Origin of the sequence: Fontibacillus phaseoli (assembly GCF_003337355.1) — a bacterium.
Classification (GTDB): domain Bacteria; phylum Bacillota; class Bacilli; order Paenibacillales; family Paenibacillaceae; genus Fontibacillus; species Fontibacillus phaseoli.
In genome coordinates, this window is record NZ_QPJW01000008.1 from 180,021 (window position 1) to 196,625 (window position 16,605).

Here is a 16,605-nt window from a genome sequence, read left to right on the forward strand (position 1 = left end):
TGGATAATTCCAAGCCTTACTGTTCCACTATACGAAGCAACTATTAACGTGCCGTCAGCGGAATGAAAAATTTGTGTAAAGTCATGAAATTTAATATAAAGCTGCATGTCGAATGCTAGAATTTTAGAATAAAGCTTGGAGAAGGAGAGGCTGCTATGGATTCTGGGCAAACAAAAACAATTACGGTGCTGGCGACCAGCGATCTCCACGGACATCTTCATCCAACCGATTACCGGAGCCAAGGCGAGTGTGACCTCGGTTTTGGAAAGCTGGCGGCACTGATCCGCGAAGAGCGGAGGCACAGCCCCGAGTTGCTGTTGTTGGATAATGGGGATTTGATTCAGGGGTCTCCGCTGTCTTCTTTTGCGATAAAAAACAAAACGGGGGTCCATCCCGCCATCGCTGCGCTCAACGAACTGGGCTATGATGCTGCCGTGCCGGGCAATCATGAATTCAATTACGGGTTCGGGATGCTGCGCAATGTTATGAGGGATTCGGCGTTTCCCTGGTTATCGGCGGGAATAACGGCGCAGCGAAGCGGAGAGCCTGCTTTCGGCCGGCCGTATCTTATAAAAATGATAGATGGGGTCAAAGTGGCGGTGTTGGGCTTGACGACGCACTACATTCCAAACTGGGAGAACCCCGCCCATATCCAGGGGTTGCAATTTCACGATGCTCTGGAGACGGCGAAAGCGTGGGTGCCCCGTATCCGGAAGGAAGAGGCGCCGGATGTGCTGGTCGTGTCCTATCACGGCGGATTTGAGGCGGATTTGCAGACCGGCGCTCCAAGCGAAAAACCGACCGGCGAGAATCAGGCCTATGCCATGTGTACGGAGGTAGCGGGCATCGATGTGCTAGTTACCGGGCACCAGCACCGGCTCCTGGCCGGGGAAGTGCATGGGGTGACGGTCGTTCAGTCCGGTTGCAACGGCCAGACGATGGGGAAAATCTCGATTGACCTCGTTTTGGAGCAAGGCCGCTGGGTCATCCGTGGTAAACGGGCTGAACTGCTGAAGCCCGATAGGCATGTGAAGCCTGACGCCGCCGTGTTGGGCCTGAGCCAGGAGTTGGAGGAACGGACCCAGGCATGGCTGGACGAGCCGATCGGGCACAGCGAGGCCGGGATGACGTTAGCCAGCCCGTTAGCGTGCCGGATCGAAGAGCATCCCTTCATCGAATTCACCAACCGTGTACAGATGGAAAGCGCGGCGGTGTCGGTGTCCTGCACGGCTTTGCTCAGCGAAGCGTCGAAGGGCTTTGGCGAGACCATTACGCGTCGGGATGTGCTCACGAATTTTATGTATCCGAATACGCTGACCGTTCTGCGGCTGACCGGACGCGACATCCGGGCGGCTCTGGAACAGACGGCATGTTATTTCGTCATGGATGCCTATGGGAATCCCGCGGTCAACCCGGCGTATCTGGAACCTAAAGCCCAGCATTACAATTACGACATGTGGGAAGGCATTGAATATACGCTGAATATTGCCAGACCTCCCGGCTCCCGGGTCACCCGGCTGATGTATGACGGCGTGGAACTTTCCGATGAAACGGAACTGGATGTCGTTATGAACAGCTACCGGGCCGGGGGTGGCGGGGATTATGCAATGTTTTGGGGCAAACCGATCATCCGGGAGATTTTGAGGGATACCGCCGAACTGGTCGAAGAGTATATTACGGAGCGGGGGAAAATTCCGGCCGAATGCAATCAGAACTGGATAGTAGTAGCAGAGCCGTAATTTGCGTTATCATTAGGATCTTCTCCGCCGATGGAAGGATATGTTATCTTAAAGGGGGAGGAGGTCCTGTTTGTGATGATGCCTTTCACCGAGGGAAAAATTCATTATCCCGGCTATCGGCTGGGAATGTCCTATTGCCCTGAAGCCCCGCTATCCGGGGACGGGGACGAATTGTCCGGCTACCGGTTGGTTTTGGTTTTGGAAGGCGCGGGAATCATGCAGATCGGGGAGCTTGCGTATCCGGTCATGGGCTCGGCGATCTATTGTTTTCATGACCGTGAAACCGTAACGCTGCCGTCAAAGGCCCGGATTGCGGGGAAGGCCCTGTTTTTTCAGCCGGGGGTGCTTAATGAGCGGTTAAACGGTCTGCTTCCCGGCGGGGAGTCAGTCGGTCATGCCTGTGCAGAAAAAGAGATCGCCTCCACCGATGTACAGGATTTGTGGGTGCTGGAGCCGTTTTTGGATCGAGGCCAAGGCTACTATGGCGGCATTCCGCTCGATCCCTCCGTGGCAAGGCATGCGGATGAACTGCTGAAGGAGATCGGCTATAATTTGCATTTCCAACCCGATGCCCATTGGCCTTGCCGCAGCCGTTCCTATCTGTTGGAGCTGTTGTTTTTGATCCGGCGCATCTATCAACAGACGACGTTTTCGCCGGCCATCATTCCTTCCGAGGTTCCGGAGTCGGTAAAGCCGGTGCTTGAATATTTGCATACGCACTATACCGAGAAAATCAGGCTGGAAGATCTGACCTCCAGGTTTCATGTGAACAAAACGACTTTGAATGAGCAGTTCAAAAAGTCTACCGGCTTGTCCCTGATCGCTTATCTGAACAAAATCCGGATGCAGATGGCCGATTCCATGCTGCGCAACACTACACTCCCTACTACAGAAATCATGGAGCGGATCGGGTTTGCCGACGATGCTCATTTCCTGCGGAATTTCCGCAAATACTCCGGTTATTCCCCGGCGGAATTCCGAAACGCCTATTGCTGGATGTTGAATAAGAACAGTTGACGGACTTCCCCGTCCGTCATGAGAGGCACCTCTAACAGAGGCGCCTTTTTTACTGCCGATTTGCAGGAAGACGCTGCGGATTAGCAATACACAGTATCTTCCGGGGTTGATAAGATTTTATCGAACAGAAAAAAGAAAAGGGAGCTGGTCTCATGAAATGTTTCAAAGTAATGCTATGCGCAGTGCTGCTCTTTCTTGTCGGGGGGCCGCAGATGGGTTTGGCGAAAGTGCAGAAAGATCGTGAATCCTCGGCGACCATGAGCGTTAATTTTTTCAGCGAGTCCCTGCAAAAGGAAATGCAAATGAGCGTTTATCTGCCTCCTCACTACAATGCGCAGGATAAATACCCTGTTCTGTATGTGCTCCATTCCTACACGGTAAACGAAAGCCAGTGGTTCAATACCCTGAAGATTACCGAAACCGCGGACGATCTCATTTCCAGCGGAAAGATCGAGCCGATGATCATCGTCGCGCCGCGGATCAATAACAGCTTTGGGGTCAATTCCTCCGACGTGTCGGGGTATTCGGCCGCAAGCGGCAAACCGGAAGATGCCGGGGTGTTGCATACGGGCAGGTATGAGGACTATATTGCAAAAGACGTCGTCGAATTCGTCGACACTCACTTTAATACGATAAAATCACGCCATGCCCGCTATCTGGGAGGGACCTCCATGGGCGGTTTTGCGGCGCTTCATATCGGGTTCAAACATCCGGAAGTATACGGCAAGGTAGGCGGACATTCGCCGGCGCTGTTCATCGGCGATATGTGGGAGCCGCTGGAGAAGTTGGTATTCCCGAACGCGGAGGCCAGAGCGAATAACGATCCGCTTGCGCTTGCAGCCAGCCGGAAGTTGAATAAATTGAGCATTTATCTGGATTATGGCGATCAGGATGACTTTAAGGCCGCTAACGAAAAATTGGACGGCATCCTGAAGGGTGCGAAAACGAAATCTTATGAATTGCATGTCACCCCGGGCGGCCGCCATGATGATGCCTATTGGAGCAGTCAGTTGGAAAACTACTTGTTATTCTACGGGGGCTTCGACCGGGATTAAGCATCAGGTTGTTGTAATTCCCTTAATACTCCGGCTAAAATGGAGTCAAGGCGCGCACGGATTTCCGTGCGCGCTTTATTAAGGGGGCACATGTAGGATGGATACCTTTTCTTCTATAATATCTGCATTATTCTTTGTACTAGGCATATCCGCATTGTTATCCATCGTAATTACAAGCTGGCGTAACGGGATTTCGCCCATGCCGACCTCGGCGCTGGTGCGGCACGCGGCTATGGCGGAGCTTAGGCGGATCGGCGGCATTACGAACCTCGTCGAGGCTGGATCGGGCTGGGGTATGCTTGCTTTACAGGCAGCCAAAATCAATCCGGCCTGGAACATCATCGGCATCGAAAACTCGCGCATACCGCTGGCGGTTTCCCGCGTGATGGCTTGCTGGAGTTCCGTTCGCAATGTCTCTTTTCTAAGAGGGGATTTATACAAATATCCCTACGGGAAGGCGGACGTCGTCATCTGCTATTTATTCCCGGGGGCCATGAAACGGCTGGACCCGCTTTTCCGCGAAGAATTGACTGCAGGGGCTTCTGTGATCAGCATTTGCTTTGCGCTTCCGGGCTGGACGCCCGACCGGATCGTCACTTGCCGGGATATGTACCGGACAAAAATCTATATTTATAAAAAATAGTGATCATGCAAAAATCGACAAAAATCTTCCTCATGGAACAATTTTCACGACTTTTTTTACATGTCGTGACTTTTTTTGCGATTTTCTAGTTTTCGGCAAGGATATCCGCATATATAATAGATTTACTTCCGCTGCGGATTGAGGATTACCAGGCAGGCCCGGTATGGAAGAACGCTGGCAACATTGGGAGAGGTGGGTAACAAAAATGCGGAACAGAAGTATCGGAACCAAGATCATCCTGATCGTCGTCAATATCCTGTTGGCATTCGCAGTGGTAACAGCAATAGTAGCGGTGAATCAAATGAAAAAGGGCATTGAATCGTTCGCTACGGCCAAAGCAAAGAGTGATTTGGAGCTCGCACGTCAGTGGTTGGATTCGCAATATCCGGGCGATTGGGAAATCCGGGAAGGGCAATTGTTTAAGGGCGATACCAAAATGAACGATAATAAGGAAGTCGTGGACCAAATCGGACAGGCCACCGAAGATACGGTTACGATTTTTCAACAAAATAAGCGGGTTGCTACCAACGTGATGGATGGAGGGCAACGGGCGGTAGGGACGACGGTTTCCGATAAGGTGGCCGAGGTCGTACTGAAACAAGGGGAAAAGTATTACGGCAAAGCCGTGGTATTAGGCAAAAACTATCAAGCGGCTTACGAGCCGATTAAAAATTCGAGCGGCGAAACCATAGGGATTTTCTATGTCGGGGCATCCCAACATTTGATCCAGAGCATTCAGCAGGACTTCATGACGACCTTTGCGATCGTGTTTGTGGTGGCTATGCTTGTGGCTTGCGTCGTTGTCGTTTGGTACATCAAGCGCATGCAAAGACGGCTTATGGCGGTGACGCAGGCGATGGAATTGGCGGGAACGGGTGATTTTACCGCCATTATCCAGGATAAGTCGGGAGATGAAATCGGCCGATTGGGCGGCAGCTTCAACCGGATGGGGGAGAGCCTCAAGGCGTTGATCCTGCAGGGGCTGCTGGCCTCCGAGAAGGTTGCGGCCTCTACGGAACGGCTAAAAGCGGTGGCCGAGAAAACGACGGAGGAGTCATTCCGGATTGCGGAATCGATGGAACAGGTGACCGAAGGAGCCGACAATCAAACTCAGAGCACGGCGGAAAATGCCAGAGCGGTGGAAGAAATATCGGTCGGGGTCCAGAATATCGCCGAGCACGCGCTCGAGGTTTCCGAATCGGCAGTCCGCTCCAAAGGGCAGGCCGATACGGGAGCAAGCCATGTCCGCCAGACTTTGCAACAAATAAATTCAATATCTCTTTCGGTCCAGGAAACGGACCGGACGATCCAGCGGCTGGATGAGAAGTCACGGGAAATCGAAGAGATCCTGGGTCTGATCCGGGAGATATCGGCGCAGACCAATTTGCTGGCCCTGAATGCTTCCATTGAAGCGGCGCGCGCCGGGGACCAGGGACGCGGGTTTGCGATAGTCGCTTCGGAAGTAAGGAAGCTGGCGGAACAATCCGAAACCTCATCCCACCGGATTTCGGAAGTCATTCGCGAGATCGGGGAAGACGTGAAAATATCGCTCGGAGCCATGGAAACGGTGATGCAGAAGGTAACTGGCGGATTGGAGCTGGCGAAGGAGACGGACCGCAGCTTTGCCGGAATCGTAGAAAGCAACGGCCGGATCGCGGAGCAGATGGAACATCTGGCCGCCACCTCTGAGCAAATGTCTGCCGGGATTGAGGAGATCACCGCCTCGGTAACGGTCATCTCGGAAATTGCCCGGGCGACCAGTTCGAATTCCCGGCAAGTTACGCAGTCCGCTTCCACCCAGTTGGATGCTTTCCGGGAATTGAACGATTCGGCGGTTCTATTGTCGGAAGTGTCGGGGGAACTGCATCAGGCGCTCGCCAAATTCAAAATTAATGGCTAGGCAAAAGTGGACCCGTTCATTACTGAATTTGATGAAGGCCGCTCCATTTTAACTTCGCTCAAAGGCGCATGTAAAGCCCCGTCTTACGGGGCTTTTTATGCCGTTTTGGCCGGAGAAAAACGCTCAATCAGTGCATTGCGAGTCATTACGAGCCGCAGCGGAACCAGCTTTTCGGCATGCGGTCCGATGCGGTTCCCGTTTCGAGGATGAAACACCGTGAGCAATAACCTTAAGTAGTATGTAGTCAAGGAGCGGGAGGTGCCTTTTTTCAAGGGATGTGTTTCAAAACCCATTCCGTGGGTAATACCTCTGTGCAGTAAGGTGATGCCCTGCAGCGCTTTTACCTGACTGAGTTGGGGAAGAGTCCTTATCTCGGCGCAGATTTGCCGCATCGACCCTCGTACCAGCCGGGCAACGCGCAGCGCGACCTGATTGGCGTCGTAAATGCGCAACATCTCCAGAATAAGCCGGTTGTCCAGATGGAGTTCCCCGATCCAGTCGCCCGCATGGATCCAGGTGCCGTCCTGGCAAGAGATGCTTGGCCCATGATACTTGTTCACGTACATTTTACATATGCCGTATTCACCGGAATAAAGGGAGCGGGCCCGGCTGAATCGCTCAAACCATTGCTCCCAGCCCATCCAGGCCCATTGAATTACTCTTTTTAATTTTGTGGCTTCGACCGCTTCCATTGCGAGTCCTCACTTTCATTTACATATGGGGTTGTTGTCTTCAGTATATCGGTTGCCGGGAGCCGTGAAAACCGGACGGACGTCGCATTGCTGCCAGGGCGGAGGTCCAGTTATGTTCCTGGACTTGGAAACAATTTTGTAAAACAAGGGAAACGATGCGGTTTTGTAGTAAAATGAGTAAAACCATCAAAATCGGTAATGGGGGAAAGGGATGAAGGATTTTAAGGATCGATTTAGTTCCATCAGGGACAAACAAAATCAGCTTGCCCGGGAGTATCAGGATCTCATGGCAGAGTTCGAAGCAAACGATGCCCTGCGGGAAAATGAAACCTTACGCCGGGAGCATGAGGCGGTTCAGCAGCGGGTCCTCGCTTTGGAAACCCGGCTGCAACTGCTGGAAAAGGAAAACGGCTCGCTGCGCCATGCGCTCTCCGAGCAAATTTTGGACGAAAAGCTTAGTCTGATCAAGGCGTCGCGGCAGAAGCTGGAGACTTATTTTATGGCCATGGGGCAAGGGCATATGAATACGCTTGATGCCGTGGAACATGGAGCAAGGCAGCGTATCCATCAATTGTATGAACAAGCGGACAGATACTTGGGGGCCGACAAGGAGGTCATTGCCGCCAAGCTGGGACAGTTTCAGGACGAACTGAATCACCGGATGGCGGCTCATCGCCAGCGCGTGCTGACAGAGGATCGGACCATCCGCAGCGACGCGGCTCAGGGTTATGAGCGACTCGTAACGGAAGGCGTCAGCGAAGAGACGATGCAGCGGCGCATGAAGCAGAATCAGTTCGAGATGAAAATCGGCCTGAACTGGATGAACAAGCTGGGGATTTTTCTCCTCATCCTGGCGGTAGGCGCGGCATTCCAATATTCCTACTCCACCTGGTTCAACGGCTATATGAAGGGCGCCGCTTTCTTCCTGTTAGGATTGCTCATGCTGGCCGGCGGAGAGTGGCTGTTCCGTAAAAACAAGACGGTTTTCGCCATGGGGCTTTTGGGTGGCGGGATCTCGGTCTTGTACGGGTCGGTGTTCTACAGCTATTTCTTGCTTGAAATTATTGGCTTAGTTATAGGAATGATTCTTTCCATTCTGATTACGGCCACGGCCGTATTGTTATCGCTCAGGTATGAATCCCGGACGATCTGCTCTTTCGGCCTGGTGGGCGGCTATCTTCCGTTCTTTTCCTATTTGGCCGCATTCGGCCTGGAAGGAAGCGCCGTATATGTGGCGATGGGGTATTTGTTCCTGCTGAATGCGTTGATCCTGTTGATTTCGTTCCGCAAACGCTGGGTCGTCGTGAATTACATAAGTTTTCTGTTCAATATGGTTTCCATGCTGGTGCTCGTCTCGATCGCGGAGCATACGGCGGTCGGCATGCTTTATGCCGTCGTTACATTTGTTATGTATCTGGGAATTACCTTGTACGTTCCGTTTAAGAATAAAACCAAACTGACCTGGTGGGACTTTGCTTTACTGGCCCTGAATACGGTCATTAACTGCGTAACGTTATACAGCTTATTGTTATCAGCGGATTGGGATGATTTTAGCGGCTTGCTTGCGCTCCTGTTCTGCGTATCCTATTTTGCGCTTGCGCGGTTGTCCCGGAGACACGTGCATCAGGAAAAGGAGACTCGACTGTTCTTCTACGGCACTTCCCTGACCTTTTCGCTGCTGGTCATTCCGTTCCAATTCGGCATCCATTATATGTCGTTGGCATGGCTGATCGAAGGCATGATACTCACGATGCTGGGGCATCTTTACCGTTACCGGCAACTGGAGCGTACCGGCTGGGGCATTGTGGGGCTGTGTCTGGGCATGTTCCTGTTTGTCGATAGCTTTCTTAGCTTATTCAATACGGACTCCTTTGATTTTTCCTGGAAGTATACCTTCGTTTCGCTCGGGCTTGTTGTGCTTGCCTTATTTTACGCTTTCCGCTTGCAGGATGAAGGAGATGCCCGACGGTACAGGCCGGGGGACAGATCTCTGCTTTCCGTATTTAAATATGTGGCGCTAGTCAACATCTGGTTGTATCTGGTCTATGAGACAGGACGAATTTATAAGCGAATCATGCCTGAGGGTTCGGAATTGTACGATTTCTATAAAATCCTGCTAATTGCCGCCGTCACTCTAATTTTGGCCTATGCCATTGCCAAAGTGGCCGTCCTTTATGACACCTTCGTGAAGTATTACGTCCGCATCTTGCACGGGTTCGGCTATCTCGCGTGCCTGGCGGTGACTTTGACGGTTCCGTCGCTGCATGCGAACGGTGCGTACAATTCCGCGGAGAACTATGTGGCGCTGATGATTCTCATCGGTTTCAATCTGCTTGTCTTCTTTAGCGGCCGCGACTTGATCATCGGCATTCTGGAGCCGCATCCGGGCCAGCGGGAATGGTACCCGGTCATCGCGGGTATCTACTTGTTCGGCATCATGACCGCCTTTTTGGGCGTTCAACTCCGGTTTGGGGACATCGGATGGCTGTTCAGCACCGTATATCTGCTGCTCGCGATCGGTTATATCACTTATGGATTCCGCTACAAATATTTGTTGATCCGGCGGATCGGCCTGGGCTTAACCTTGTTTTCGACCGGCAAAATGCTGCTGTTCGACTTGCAACTGATGACCACCGGCAGCAAGATCGCTGCATATTTTTGCTTTGGCATCGTCTTGTTGGGGATTTCCTATATTTATCAAAAGGTATCCAATAAATTAGGAGCGGCGCAGGAAGCGGATTCCGCGGCGGATTCCCAGGGTTAAGCACAAAGGAGCGCCTGACTTTATGACCATTTGCAAGAATTTCTACTCTCGGCATCTACCCGGATTTCTCATTTTGTTGACTTGCGCAATCATAGCTGCAGGATGTTCGAAGCAAGAGATTTCAGGGAACCCTCCGGTTTCCGAACCGGGTTCGAGTTTGGGTTCGAGTCCGAGTCCGGTCTCGGGGGCCCCGGTCAAGGTTCAAGCAGAACAGGCTGGTGCCAATACCGCAGAGACTGTCGTCCCCGGCCGCTACCTCATTTCGAATTACAGTCCGTCTAACGCCGGTGTTGCCGAAATTACCGCTTCGCCGGAAGATCCGGGGAGATATCACCTAAGCGTGTCTGTTGTCAGGGGCTATTCGCATCATATCGGGTCGATGGAATCGGATTTTGTATGGGATGGGGAGCTGGGCAGGTTCAGGCTGACGGATGAAGAATACGAGGACGTTGATTTGGAGTTTGCCGAAAATTCCCTGACCGTAGATTATGAAGGAGAAGGATTTGGAGGCGCGAACGCCGAGCCGAAAGGGACCTACTATTTATCCAATACCGGTGCGGAGGATGCCCCGTTTTTGACCGGTTTATTTGATCTTACCGGGCTTCAGGAAGCTTACCGGCACGGGCTCTCGGATGTATACAGCTATGAATTGGATGAGGAAATGCTCTTGTTGCTTGTGCGTTCACGCGATAACGAAGACCGAAGCGAAATTGCGGAGGAACGCCTGGCGTTGTATGATGGCTCGTCCCGAAGCTTGGAGGCGTTGGGTGAGGCATCCGAACCTCATATGACCAGCAACAGGGAACTGCTCCTAAGCTTGGGAGCCGATGAGCATCTCATCTATCAGGTGCTGTACAAAACGTACAATGACCGGTTGCTTTCTTTGGAGATGGGGAAGTTTGACGAGGGGCGGCCGGGATTCCACGACACGGACGATTATAGATTAAGCGAGCAAGAGGCCTTCTATATCGCAACCGGAGTGGAAGGTACGACACGATTTGAAAGTAATGCGAGGGATGAGAACGATATCGGTTCCATATTCATCGCTGAAGTGGACTCGGTGAATGAAGAGACGTTGACCGTTCGCTTCTACGAACTTGTACGAGACGGTGAGGGAGAAGAACATATTGTGAACACGGATCGGCTGGAGGTAAACCGTGCTTCCGGCCGGGTTGACTAACTAACTTTTATAGCTAAGAATATGCCCCCGGAACCGGACGCGGCGGTCGTGCTGATGACCCTATCGCGTTGGTTCCGGGGCCTTTTGCCGTACTGTGACATGCTTCGAAAATGTAACTTAGTAAGCTCGAGCTTCGTTTAAGTAGAAGTAAAAGTAAACGCGGAATGAGGCGGATGACGCTTCATTGAATTTATACTTTGTGTATAATAAGGCCAATACATAGACAACGAATCGCCACGGGGTGAGGCCGGTGCGTAAGAAGGCGTCGCTAGAATCTCGCGGGACGGAAAGAAGGAAGTGTAACCGGATGACTACGCTGCTCATCGTGGAAGATGACATTAGTTTGAACAAAGGAATTGCGCTCACCCTGGCTCAAGACGGAATCACGATTGAACAAGCCTACGATCTGGCGACTGCGGAGCGCAGGTTTGCAGAGGGCGCTATTGACCTGATCGTGCTGGATGTCAATCTGCCGGACGGCAGCGGGCTCGATTTCTGCGAGAAAATCAGGGCGACCTCCCCGGTGCCGGTGATCTTTTTGACGGCGAACGATATGGAATCCGACATCGTCCTGGGTTTCGAGTTGGGCGGGGATGACTATATCACGAAGCCGTTCAGCCTGATGGTGCTGCGCTCAAGGGTGATGGCGGTGTTGCGCCGGAGCCGTGCGCTGTATGAAGACAAGCTGACGCTCGGCCCGCTCAGCCTCGATTTCGGAAAAATGGAGTTCCGCAAGTCAGGCGTCAGCCTGCAGCTAAGCAAAACGGAGCAGAAGCTGCTGAAAGTGCTCGTGTCCAACCGGGGCCAAATTTTGACGAGAGAGCAGTTGATGGATCAGGTATGGGATCGGGAAGCGGAGTTTGTGGATGAAAATGCCCTGACGGTCACGGTGAAAAGACTCCGCTCCAAAATCGAGGACGACCCGTCCTCGCCCATTTACATAAAAACCGTGTACGGACTGGGCTATCTCTGGACCCGGACCGAAGAGGCCCACCATGCGGACTAACCATGAACGCCGCCGTGCCTTCCTTTATACGGTCTATGGTGGGGCTTTTGCGCTGCTGACGGCGGTTTATATCGGTATCGTGACGTATGTTACCGAATTTGATACGGCAACGGGTTGGGCTTCGGCTTTGTTCGTGCTTTCGATGCTGATCCTGGGCGGCGCCCTTGCTTGGACGGTGAAGGCGGAGACCTCCGTTACCGCCGAGATGCTCAATGAGATTGTCGACCGGGCCATCAGCGGCCAGCCGCGTCAAACCGGGTATACGGAGAGCGTGGTGTCATCCCTTGAGCATAAAGTGACCCGTTATTTTGAAATGTCGAGTACGCACAAACAAAAGCTGGACGCGGAAAAAAGCAGCATCAAAGCACTGATCTCCGACATCTCCCACCAGACGAAAACCCCTTTATCCAACATTATTTTATATAGCGGGCTGCTGGAGGAAACCCCTGGGCTTAGCACGGAGGCCCGCCAGCATGCCGCAAGCATCCGGGACCAGTCGGCGAAGCTGGGTTGGCTGATCCAGTCCCTGGTCAACATGTCGCGGCTGGAAAATGGCATTATCGCGATCCGGGATGACCTGCATCCGGTAATCGGTACGATAACGAAAGCCGTCTCGCAGGTGTATGCCGGCGCGGAGCAAAAAGGGATCGACGTCCGAATCCATTGCGATCCGGGGACGATGGCCAGGCATGACCCGAAATGGACCGCGGAGGCGCTCGTTAATCTGCTGGAGAACGCGGTAAAGTACAGCAAACCGACCGGAGGAAGGATTGACATTACGGCCCGGGCGAACGAGATGTTTACCCGGATCGATATCGCCGATACCGGCATCGGCATTGCGGAGAGCGAATGGAATGACATTTTCAAGCGGTTCTACCGCAGCAAGGAAACGTCGCAGTATGAGGGCGTCGGCATTGGTCTGTACCTGTCCCGCGAAATTCTCACGGCCCAGGGCGGATATGTCAAAGTATCCTCTACGCCTGGCGTGGGATCGGTGTTTTCGGTGTTTTTGCCGGCGATTTGAGGCGCAATATGTCCGTTCCGTTATTTTTCAGACACCGGGGTGTCAGATTGATTTGCTACATTAAGTCTGTACCGTCAGGTATGGACTTTTATGTTCTTGAATAGCAAAGATACGTTTCTGAAGGAGGACAGGACATGTCCATTTTGCAAATCGATCAGTTGAAAAAATATTACGGTCATGGCGTTTCGGTCGTCAAAGCACTGGATGGAATTACATTTTCCGTGAACCGGGGCGAATTCGTCGCCATCGTCGGAACGAGCGGAAGCGGCAAAAGCACGCTCCTGCACATGATGGGAGGGCTGGACCGGGCGACGGAAGGCAAGGTTTACGTCGACGGGAACGATATTTTCGGCATGAATGACGAGCATCTCACGATCTTCCGACGCCGGTCGGTCGGGTTTGTTTTTCAAAACTATAATCTGATTCCGATCCTGAACGCTTATGAAAATATTGTGCTGCCGATCGAGCTGGATGGGACGCCGGTGGATAAAGAACATGTCGATCGGATTATCGGTGCGCTAGGGCTGAAGGACAAAGTCCGCAATTTACCGTCCAACCTGTCGGGCGGACAGCAGCAGCGGGTGGCGATTGCCCGGGCGCTGGCGACGAAGCCGTCCATCGTGCTGGCGGACGAGCCTACCGGCAACCTGGATAGCAAGACCAGTCAGGAAGTGATGATTCTTCTCAAGCAGTTAAGCGAGAAGTTCGATCAGACGATCGTAATGATCACCCATAACGAGGAAATCGCTCAGACGGCGGACCGGATCATCCGGATCGAGGACGGCAAAATCCTGGCCCGTCCGGAACCGCTCCGCGGAGCCGGGAGGTAGGCCATGAACATTGCGACCAATCATGGAAAAGCCGTTACCCGGCTGGCCAAGCGGAGCTTTCGGACCAATCGGATGCGTAACCTGATTATTATCTGTGCCGTCGTATTGACGACCTTGTTAATTACGTCGGTGTTCACGATGGGCTTCAGCATTAACCGGTCCATGGAACAGACGCAGATGAGGACGGCGGGGGGCGATTTCCACGGCAGTTTTAAATACTTGAGTCCGGAAGAAGCCGACAAGCTGGCACAGCATCCTTCCATTAAACAGTATGGGAAAGCCGTGCTCATCGGGTACGCCGTTAATGATGAATTTCGTGCCTCACGTTTGGAGATCAACCAGATTGACGAGAACATAGCCAAACATAGCTTTATCCGGTTAGAGGAAGGTAAACTGCCCGAGGGCGAAAATGAAATCGTCCTGAACACCTGGGCGCTTGATTTGCTTGGCGTACCGCATCAATTGGGGGCCAAGGTTGATCTGGATATGGATATTAACGGCGAGCAGGTATCACGAACCTTTGACTTGTCCGGATATTATGAAGCGGATCAGTACCTTGCCATGTCGGGGCTGGCTTTTTTATCGGAAGCCTTTGTCCGGGAGAATATCTCGCATATCGATCCGGAGCAAACGAAGCAGACCGGCACTTATGTAAACACAACGCGGCTGGATGTCATGTTCAATAACTCCTACGGGATTGAGGACAAAATCAAGAAAGTGATGTCGGACACCGGAATCAAGGCGGATTACGGGGTGAACTGGGCGTACTCCAGCGTGGGAATTTTCGAGAATCCTATGAATGTACTGCCTTATGTCGGGCTGATCCTGATCATTATGTTGAGCGGATATTTGCTCATCTACAATATTTTTCATATTTCGGTGGTCCGGGACATTAAGTTTTACGGCCTGCTGAAAACGATCGGGACGACGCCAAGGCAGCTCCGGAAGATTATTACAATGCAGGCGAACCGGTTGTTTTTGACCGCGTTGCCGATCGGACTTGCTTTGGGCTATGGGGTCGGCCTTTGGCTTATGCCCATGATGAAGAGCTTCTCATTAATGGAGGAGGAAAGCGTATATTCAATTAGTCCGTTAATTTTCATAGGCGCTGCGCTTTTCTCTTATCTTACCGTTCGGATCGCTGCCAGCAAACCCGGCCGCACCGCCTCGCGCATCTCGCCTGTCGAAGCGGTAAGATTTACCGGACTGAGCGGTACGGGCCGCAAAAAGACGAAGCGGTCGACGCAAGGGGCCAAGCTGTCCCGTATGGCTCTGGCCAACCTGCTCCGGCATAAAAAGAAGCTGATTCTGATGCTGGCCTCTTTATCGTTAAGCCTGATATTGTTTAGCATTATCTATACGGTGATTTCTTCGTTCGATGTGAATAAGTACCTGAGTGCATTTATTTCGGGAGATATCGTCGTGAAGGAAATGCCGGATCGAAGTCAACGTTACTCGGAGGGGGGGACCGCCGCGCTTACGGACGATGTTGTAAAATCGCTGGGGGCTATCGATGGGGTAAAGAGTGTGGATAAGGTTTACTTTCAAGGCGATCTTTTAAAAATTAACGAAACCATCAGACAGACGCTTGAACCGTTTGCTGTCAATGAGGATCCCCAAATGCCGATATTCACGTCCATTCTGAGCAGGGGAAGTATTGAATTGCAGGTGCACGGGATTGATCCGGGCTGGTACGATGTAATCCATAATGGCGATATCGTTTCAGGAAGTTTTGATCGTGGGAAATTCGCCACCGGAAATTACGTGTTGGTTACGGAAGCGTTACTGGACGGAGGGAATGACGTGTATGCGGTCTATTACCGGCCCGGCGACCGGATCAAGCTGGACAGCATGGACAAAAGCTATGAAGTCATGGCGGTGCTCAAGTCGAATGCGCTTTATGCAGCAGGAACCCAGTCCTATAATAGTGCTGGATTCAAAGTATATTTCCCGGCGGAAGAGTTTGCCCGTTCGATAGAAAATCCCGGCATCATGTCAGCGACCCTTCATGTCGATCCCGCCAAGCTGGAACAGGTGATGAGGACGGTTCAGAGTATGGTCGATTCCAATCCGGATTTGATGATGAAGTCCCGGGAAGACTACAAAAAAGAGATGGACGGCTTCATTCGAATCTTCCAGACGATCGGTTACGGACTCAGTCTCATTATTGCGCTCATCGGAATTTTGAACTATATCAACACGGTAATCACCGGCATCATGTCGCGCCGTAATGAATTCGCCATTCTGGAAAGCGTTGGGATGACCCGCAAGCAATTGAAAAAAACGCTGATCTTCGAAGGCTTGTACGGGGTTTTGCTTGTCGGCCTGATCGGCGGCACGGCCGGGTTGTATCTTACTTACCGCGTTGCCAAGAGCATTTCGGAGAATATGGCCTTTACGGTATTCCGCATGTCCGTTTGGCCGATCGCTTCCGCTGTTCCGTTGCTGGTGGCCATCTCCCTGGCCATAACCCTCGCGGCGTACCGCTGGCTGTCCAAAGCCTCGATCGTGGAGCGGCTACGGGAGGCGGAGTGAGCGGGAGTTTTATATTAAAGTATTAAAAGTATAATAGTGAAAACCTCCAATATATGATTTGGAGGTTTTCTTCTTTTAAGAGTCTTTTAACAGAACAATAAAAAAGCCAGCTTTATAAGCTGGCTCAGATTGTCGAGAAACCCATGGTCAAACTTAGACCATGGGTTTCTCTTTAGGTTATGGAATGGGTGAAAAGGGGGGAACGAGAGGTTACCCCCGT

At 52.2% G+C, this 16,605-nt stretch carries 12 protein-coding genes; 11 read left to right on the forward strand and 1 reads right to left on the reverse strand.

From position 1 onward, the window contains the following. Positions 1-155 precede the first annotated feature (155 nt). The 5 genes from DFP94_RS18275 (at position 156) to DFP94_RS18295 (ending at position 6,354) form a co-directional block, all read left to right on the forward strand. Positions 156-1,739: a bifunctional metallophosphatase/5'-nucleotidase gene (locus DFP94_RS18275; protein WP_114497901.1), complete on the forward strand. Its 1,584-nt coding sequence runs from the start codon at positions 156-158 to the stop codon at positions 1,737-1,739. A gap of 75 nt (positions 1,740-1,814) precedes the next feature. Further along, positions 1,815-2,756 (forward strand): helix-turn-helix domain-containing protein, encoded by a 942-nt coding sequence (locus DFP94_RS18280; RefSeq protein WP_245954956.1) that lies wholly within the window; start codon positions 1,815-1,817, stop codon positions 2,754-2,756. A gap of 152 nt (positions 2,757-2,908) precedes the next feature. Further along, positions 2,909-3,811: an alpha/beta hydrolase gene (locus DFP94_RS18285; RefSeq protein WP_114497903.1), complete on the forward strand. Its 903-nt coding sequence runs from the start codon at positions 2,909-2,911 to the stop codon at positions 3,809-3,811. Between the two features lie 97 nt (positions 3,812-3,908). Beyond that, a complete protein-coding gene (locus tag DFP94_RS18290; RefSeq protein WP_114497904.1) occupies positions 3,909-4,454 on the forward strand; it encodes a class I SAM-dependent methyltransferase in 546 nt (181 codons plus the stop codon). 205 nt (positions 4,455-4,659) lie between these two features. Continuing rightward, positions 4,660-6,354, forward strand: a complete 1,695-nt coding sequence (locus tag DFP94_RS18295; RefSeq protein ID WP_114497905.1) for a methyl-accepting chemotaxis protein — start codon at positions 4,660-4,662, stop codon at positions 6,352-6,354. Between the two features lie 95 nt (positions 6,355-6,449). On the opposite strand, the gene DFP94_RS18300 is transcribed toward DFP94_RS18295, so the two are convergent. Beyond that, a complete protein-coding gene (locus DFP94_RS18300; RefSeq protein ID WP_114497906.1) occupies positions 6,450-7,046 on the reverse strand; it encodes a YkoP family protein in 597 nt (198 codons plus the stop codon). A gap of 211 nt (positions 7,047-7,257) precedes the next feature. Between DFP94_RS18300 and DFP94_RS18305 the strand changes: the two genes are divergently transcribed. From DFP94_RS18305 to DFP94_RS18330, 6 genes are all read left to right on the forward strand, one after another. Next, entirely contained in the window at positions 7,258-9,810 is a 2,553-nt protein-coding gene (locus DFP94_RS18305; RefSeq protein WP_114497907.1) for a DUF2339 domain-containing protein, read from the forward strand. A gap of 22 nt (positions 9,811-9,832) precedes the next feature. Further along, positions 9,833-10,990: a hypothetical protein gene (locus DFP94_RS18310; protein WP_114497908.1), complete on the forward strand. Its 1,158-nt coding sequence runs from the start codon at positions 9,833-9,835 to the stop codon at positions 10,988-10,990. A 307-nt stretch (positions 10,991-11,297) separates the two neighbouring features. Continuing rightward, positions 11,298-11,996, forward strand: a complete 699-nt coding sequence (locus tag DFP94_RS18315) for a response regulator transcription factor (protein ID WP_114497909.1) — start codon at positions 11,298-11,300, stop codon at positions 11,994-11,996. Then, positions 11,986-13,020, forward strand: coding sequence for a sensor histidine kinase (locus tag DFP94_RS18320; protein WP_114497910.1), 1,035 nt, complete (start codon positions 11,986-11,988; stop codon positions 13,018-13,020). Before DFP94_RS18315 ends, DFP94_RS18320 begins: the two co-directional genes overlap by 11 nt. Positions 13,021-13,154: 134 nt before the next feature. After that, complete coding sequence (locus DFP94_RS18325; RefSeq protein WP_114497911.1) at positions 13,155-13,850, forward strand: ABC transporter ATP-binding protein; 696 nt, start codon at positions 13,155-13,157, stop codon at positions 13,848-13,850. Positions 13,851-13,853: 3 nt separating this feature from the next. Then, positions 13,854-16,385 (forward strand): ABC transporter permease, encoded by a 2,532-nt coding sequence (locus DFP94_RS18330; RefSeq protein WP_114497912.1) that lies wholly within the window; start codon positions 13,854-13,856, stop codon positions 16,383-16,385. Positions 16,386-16,605: the final 220 nt, after the last annotated feature.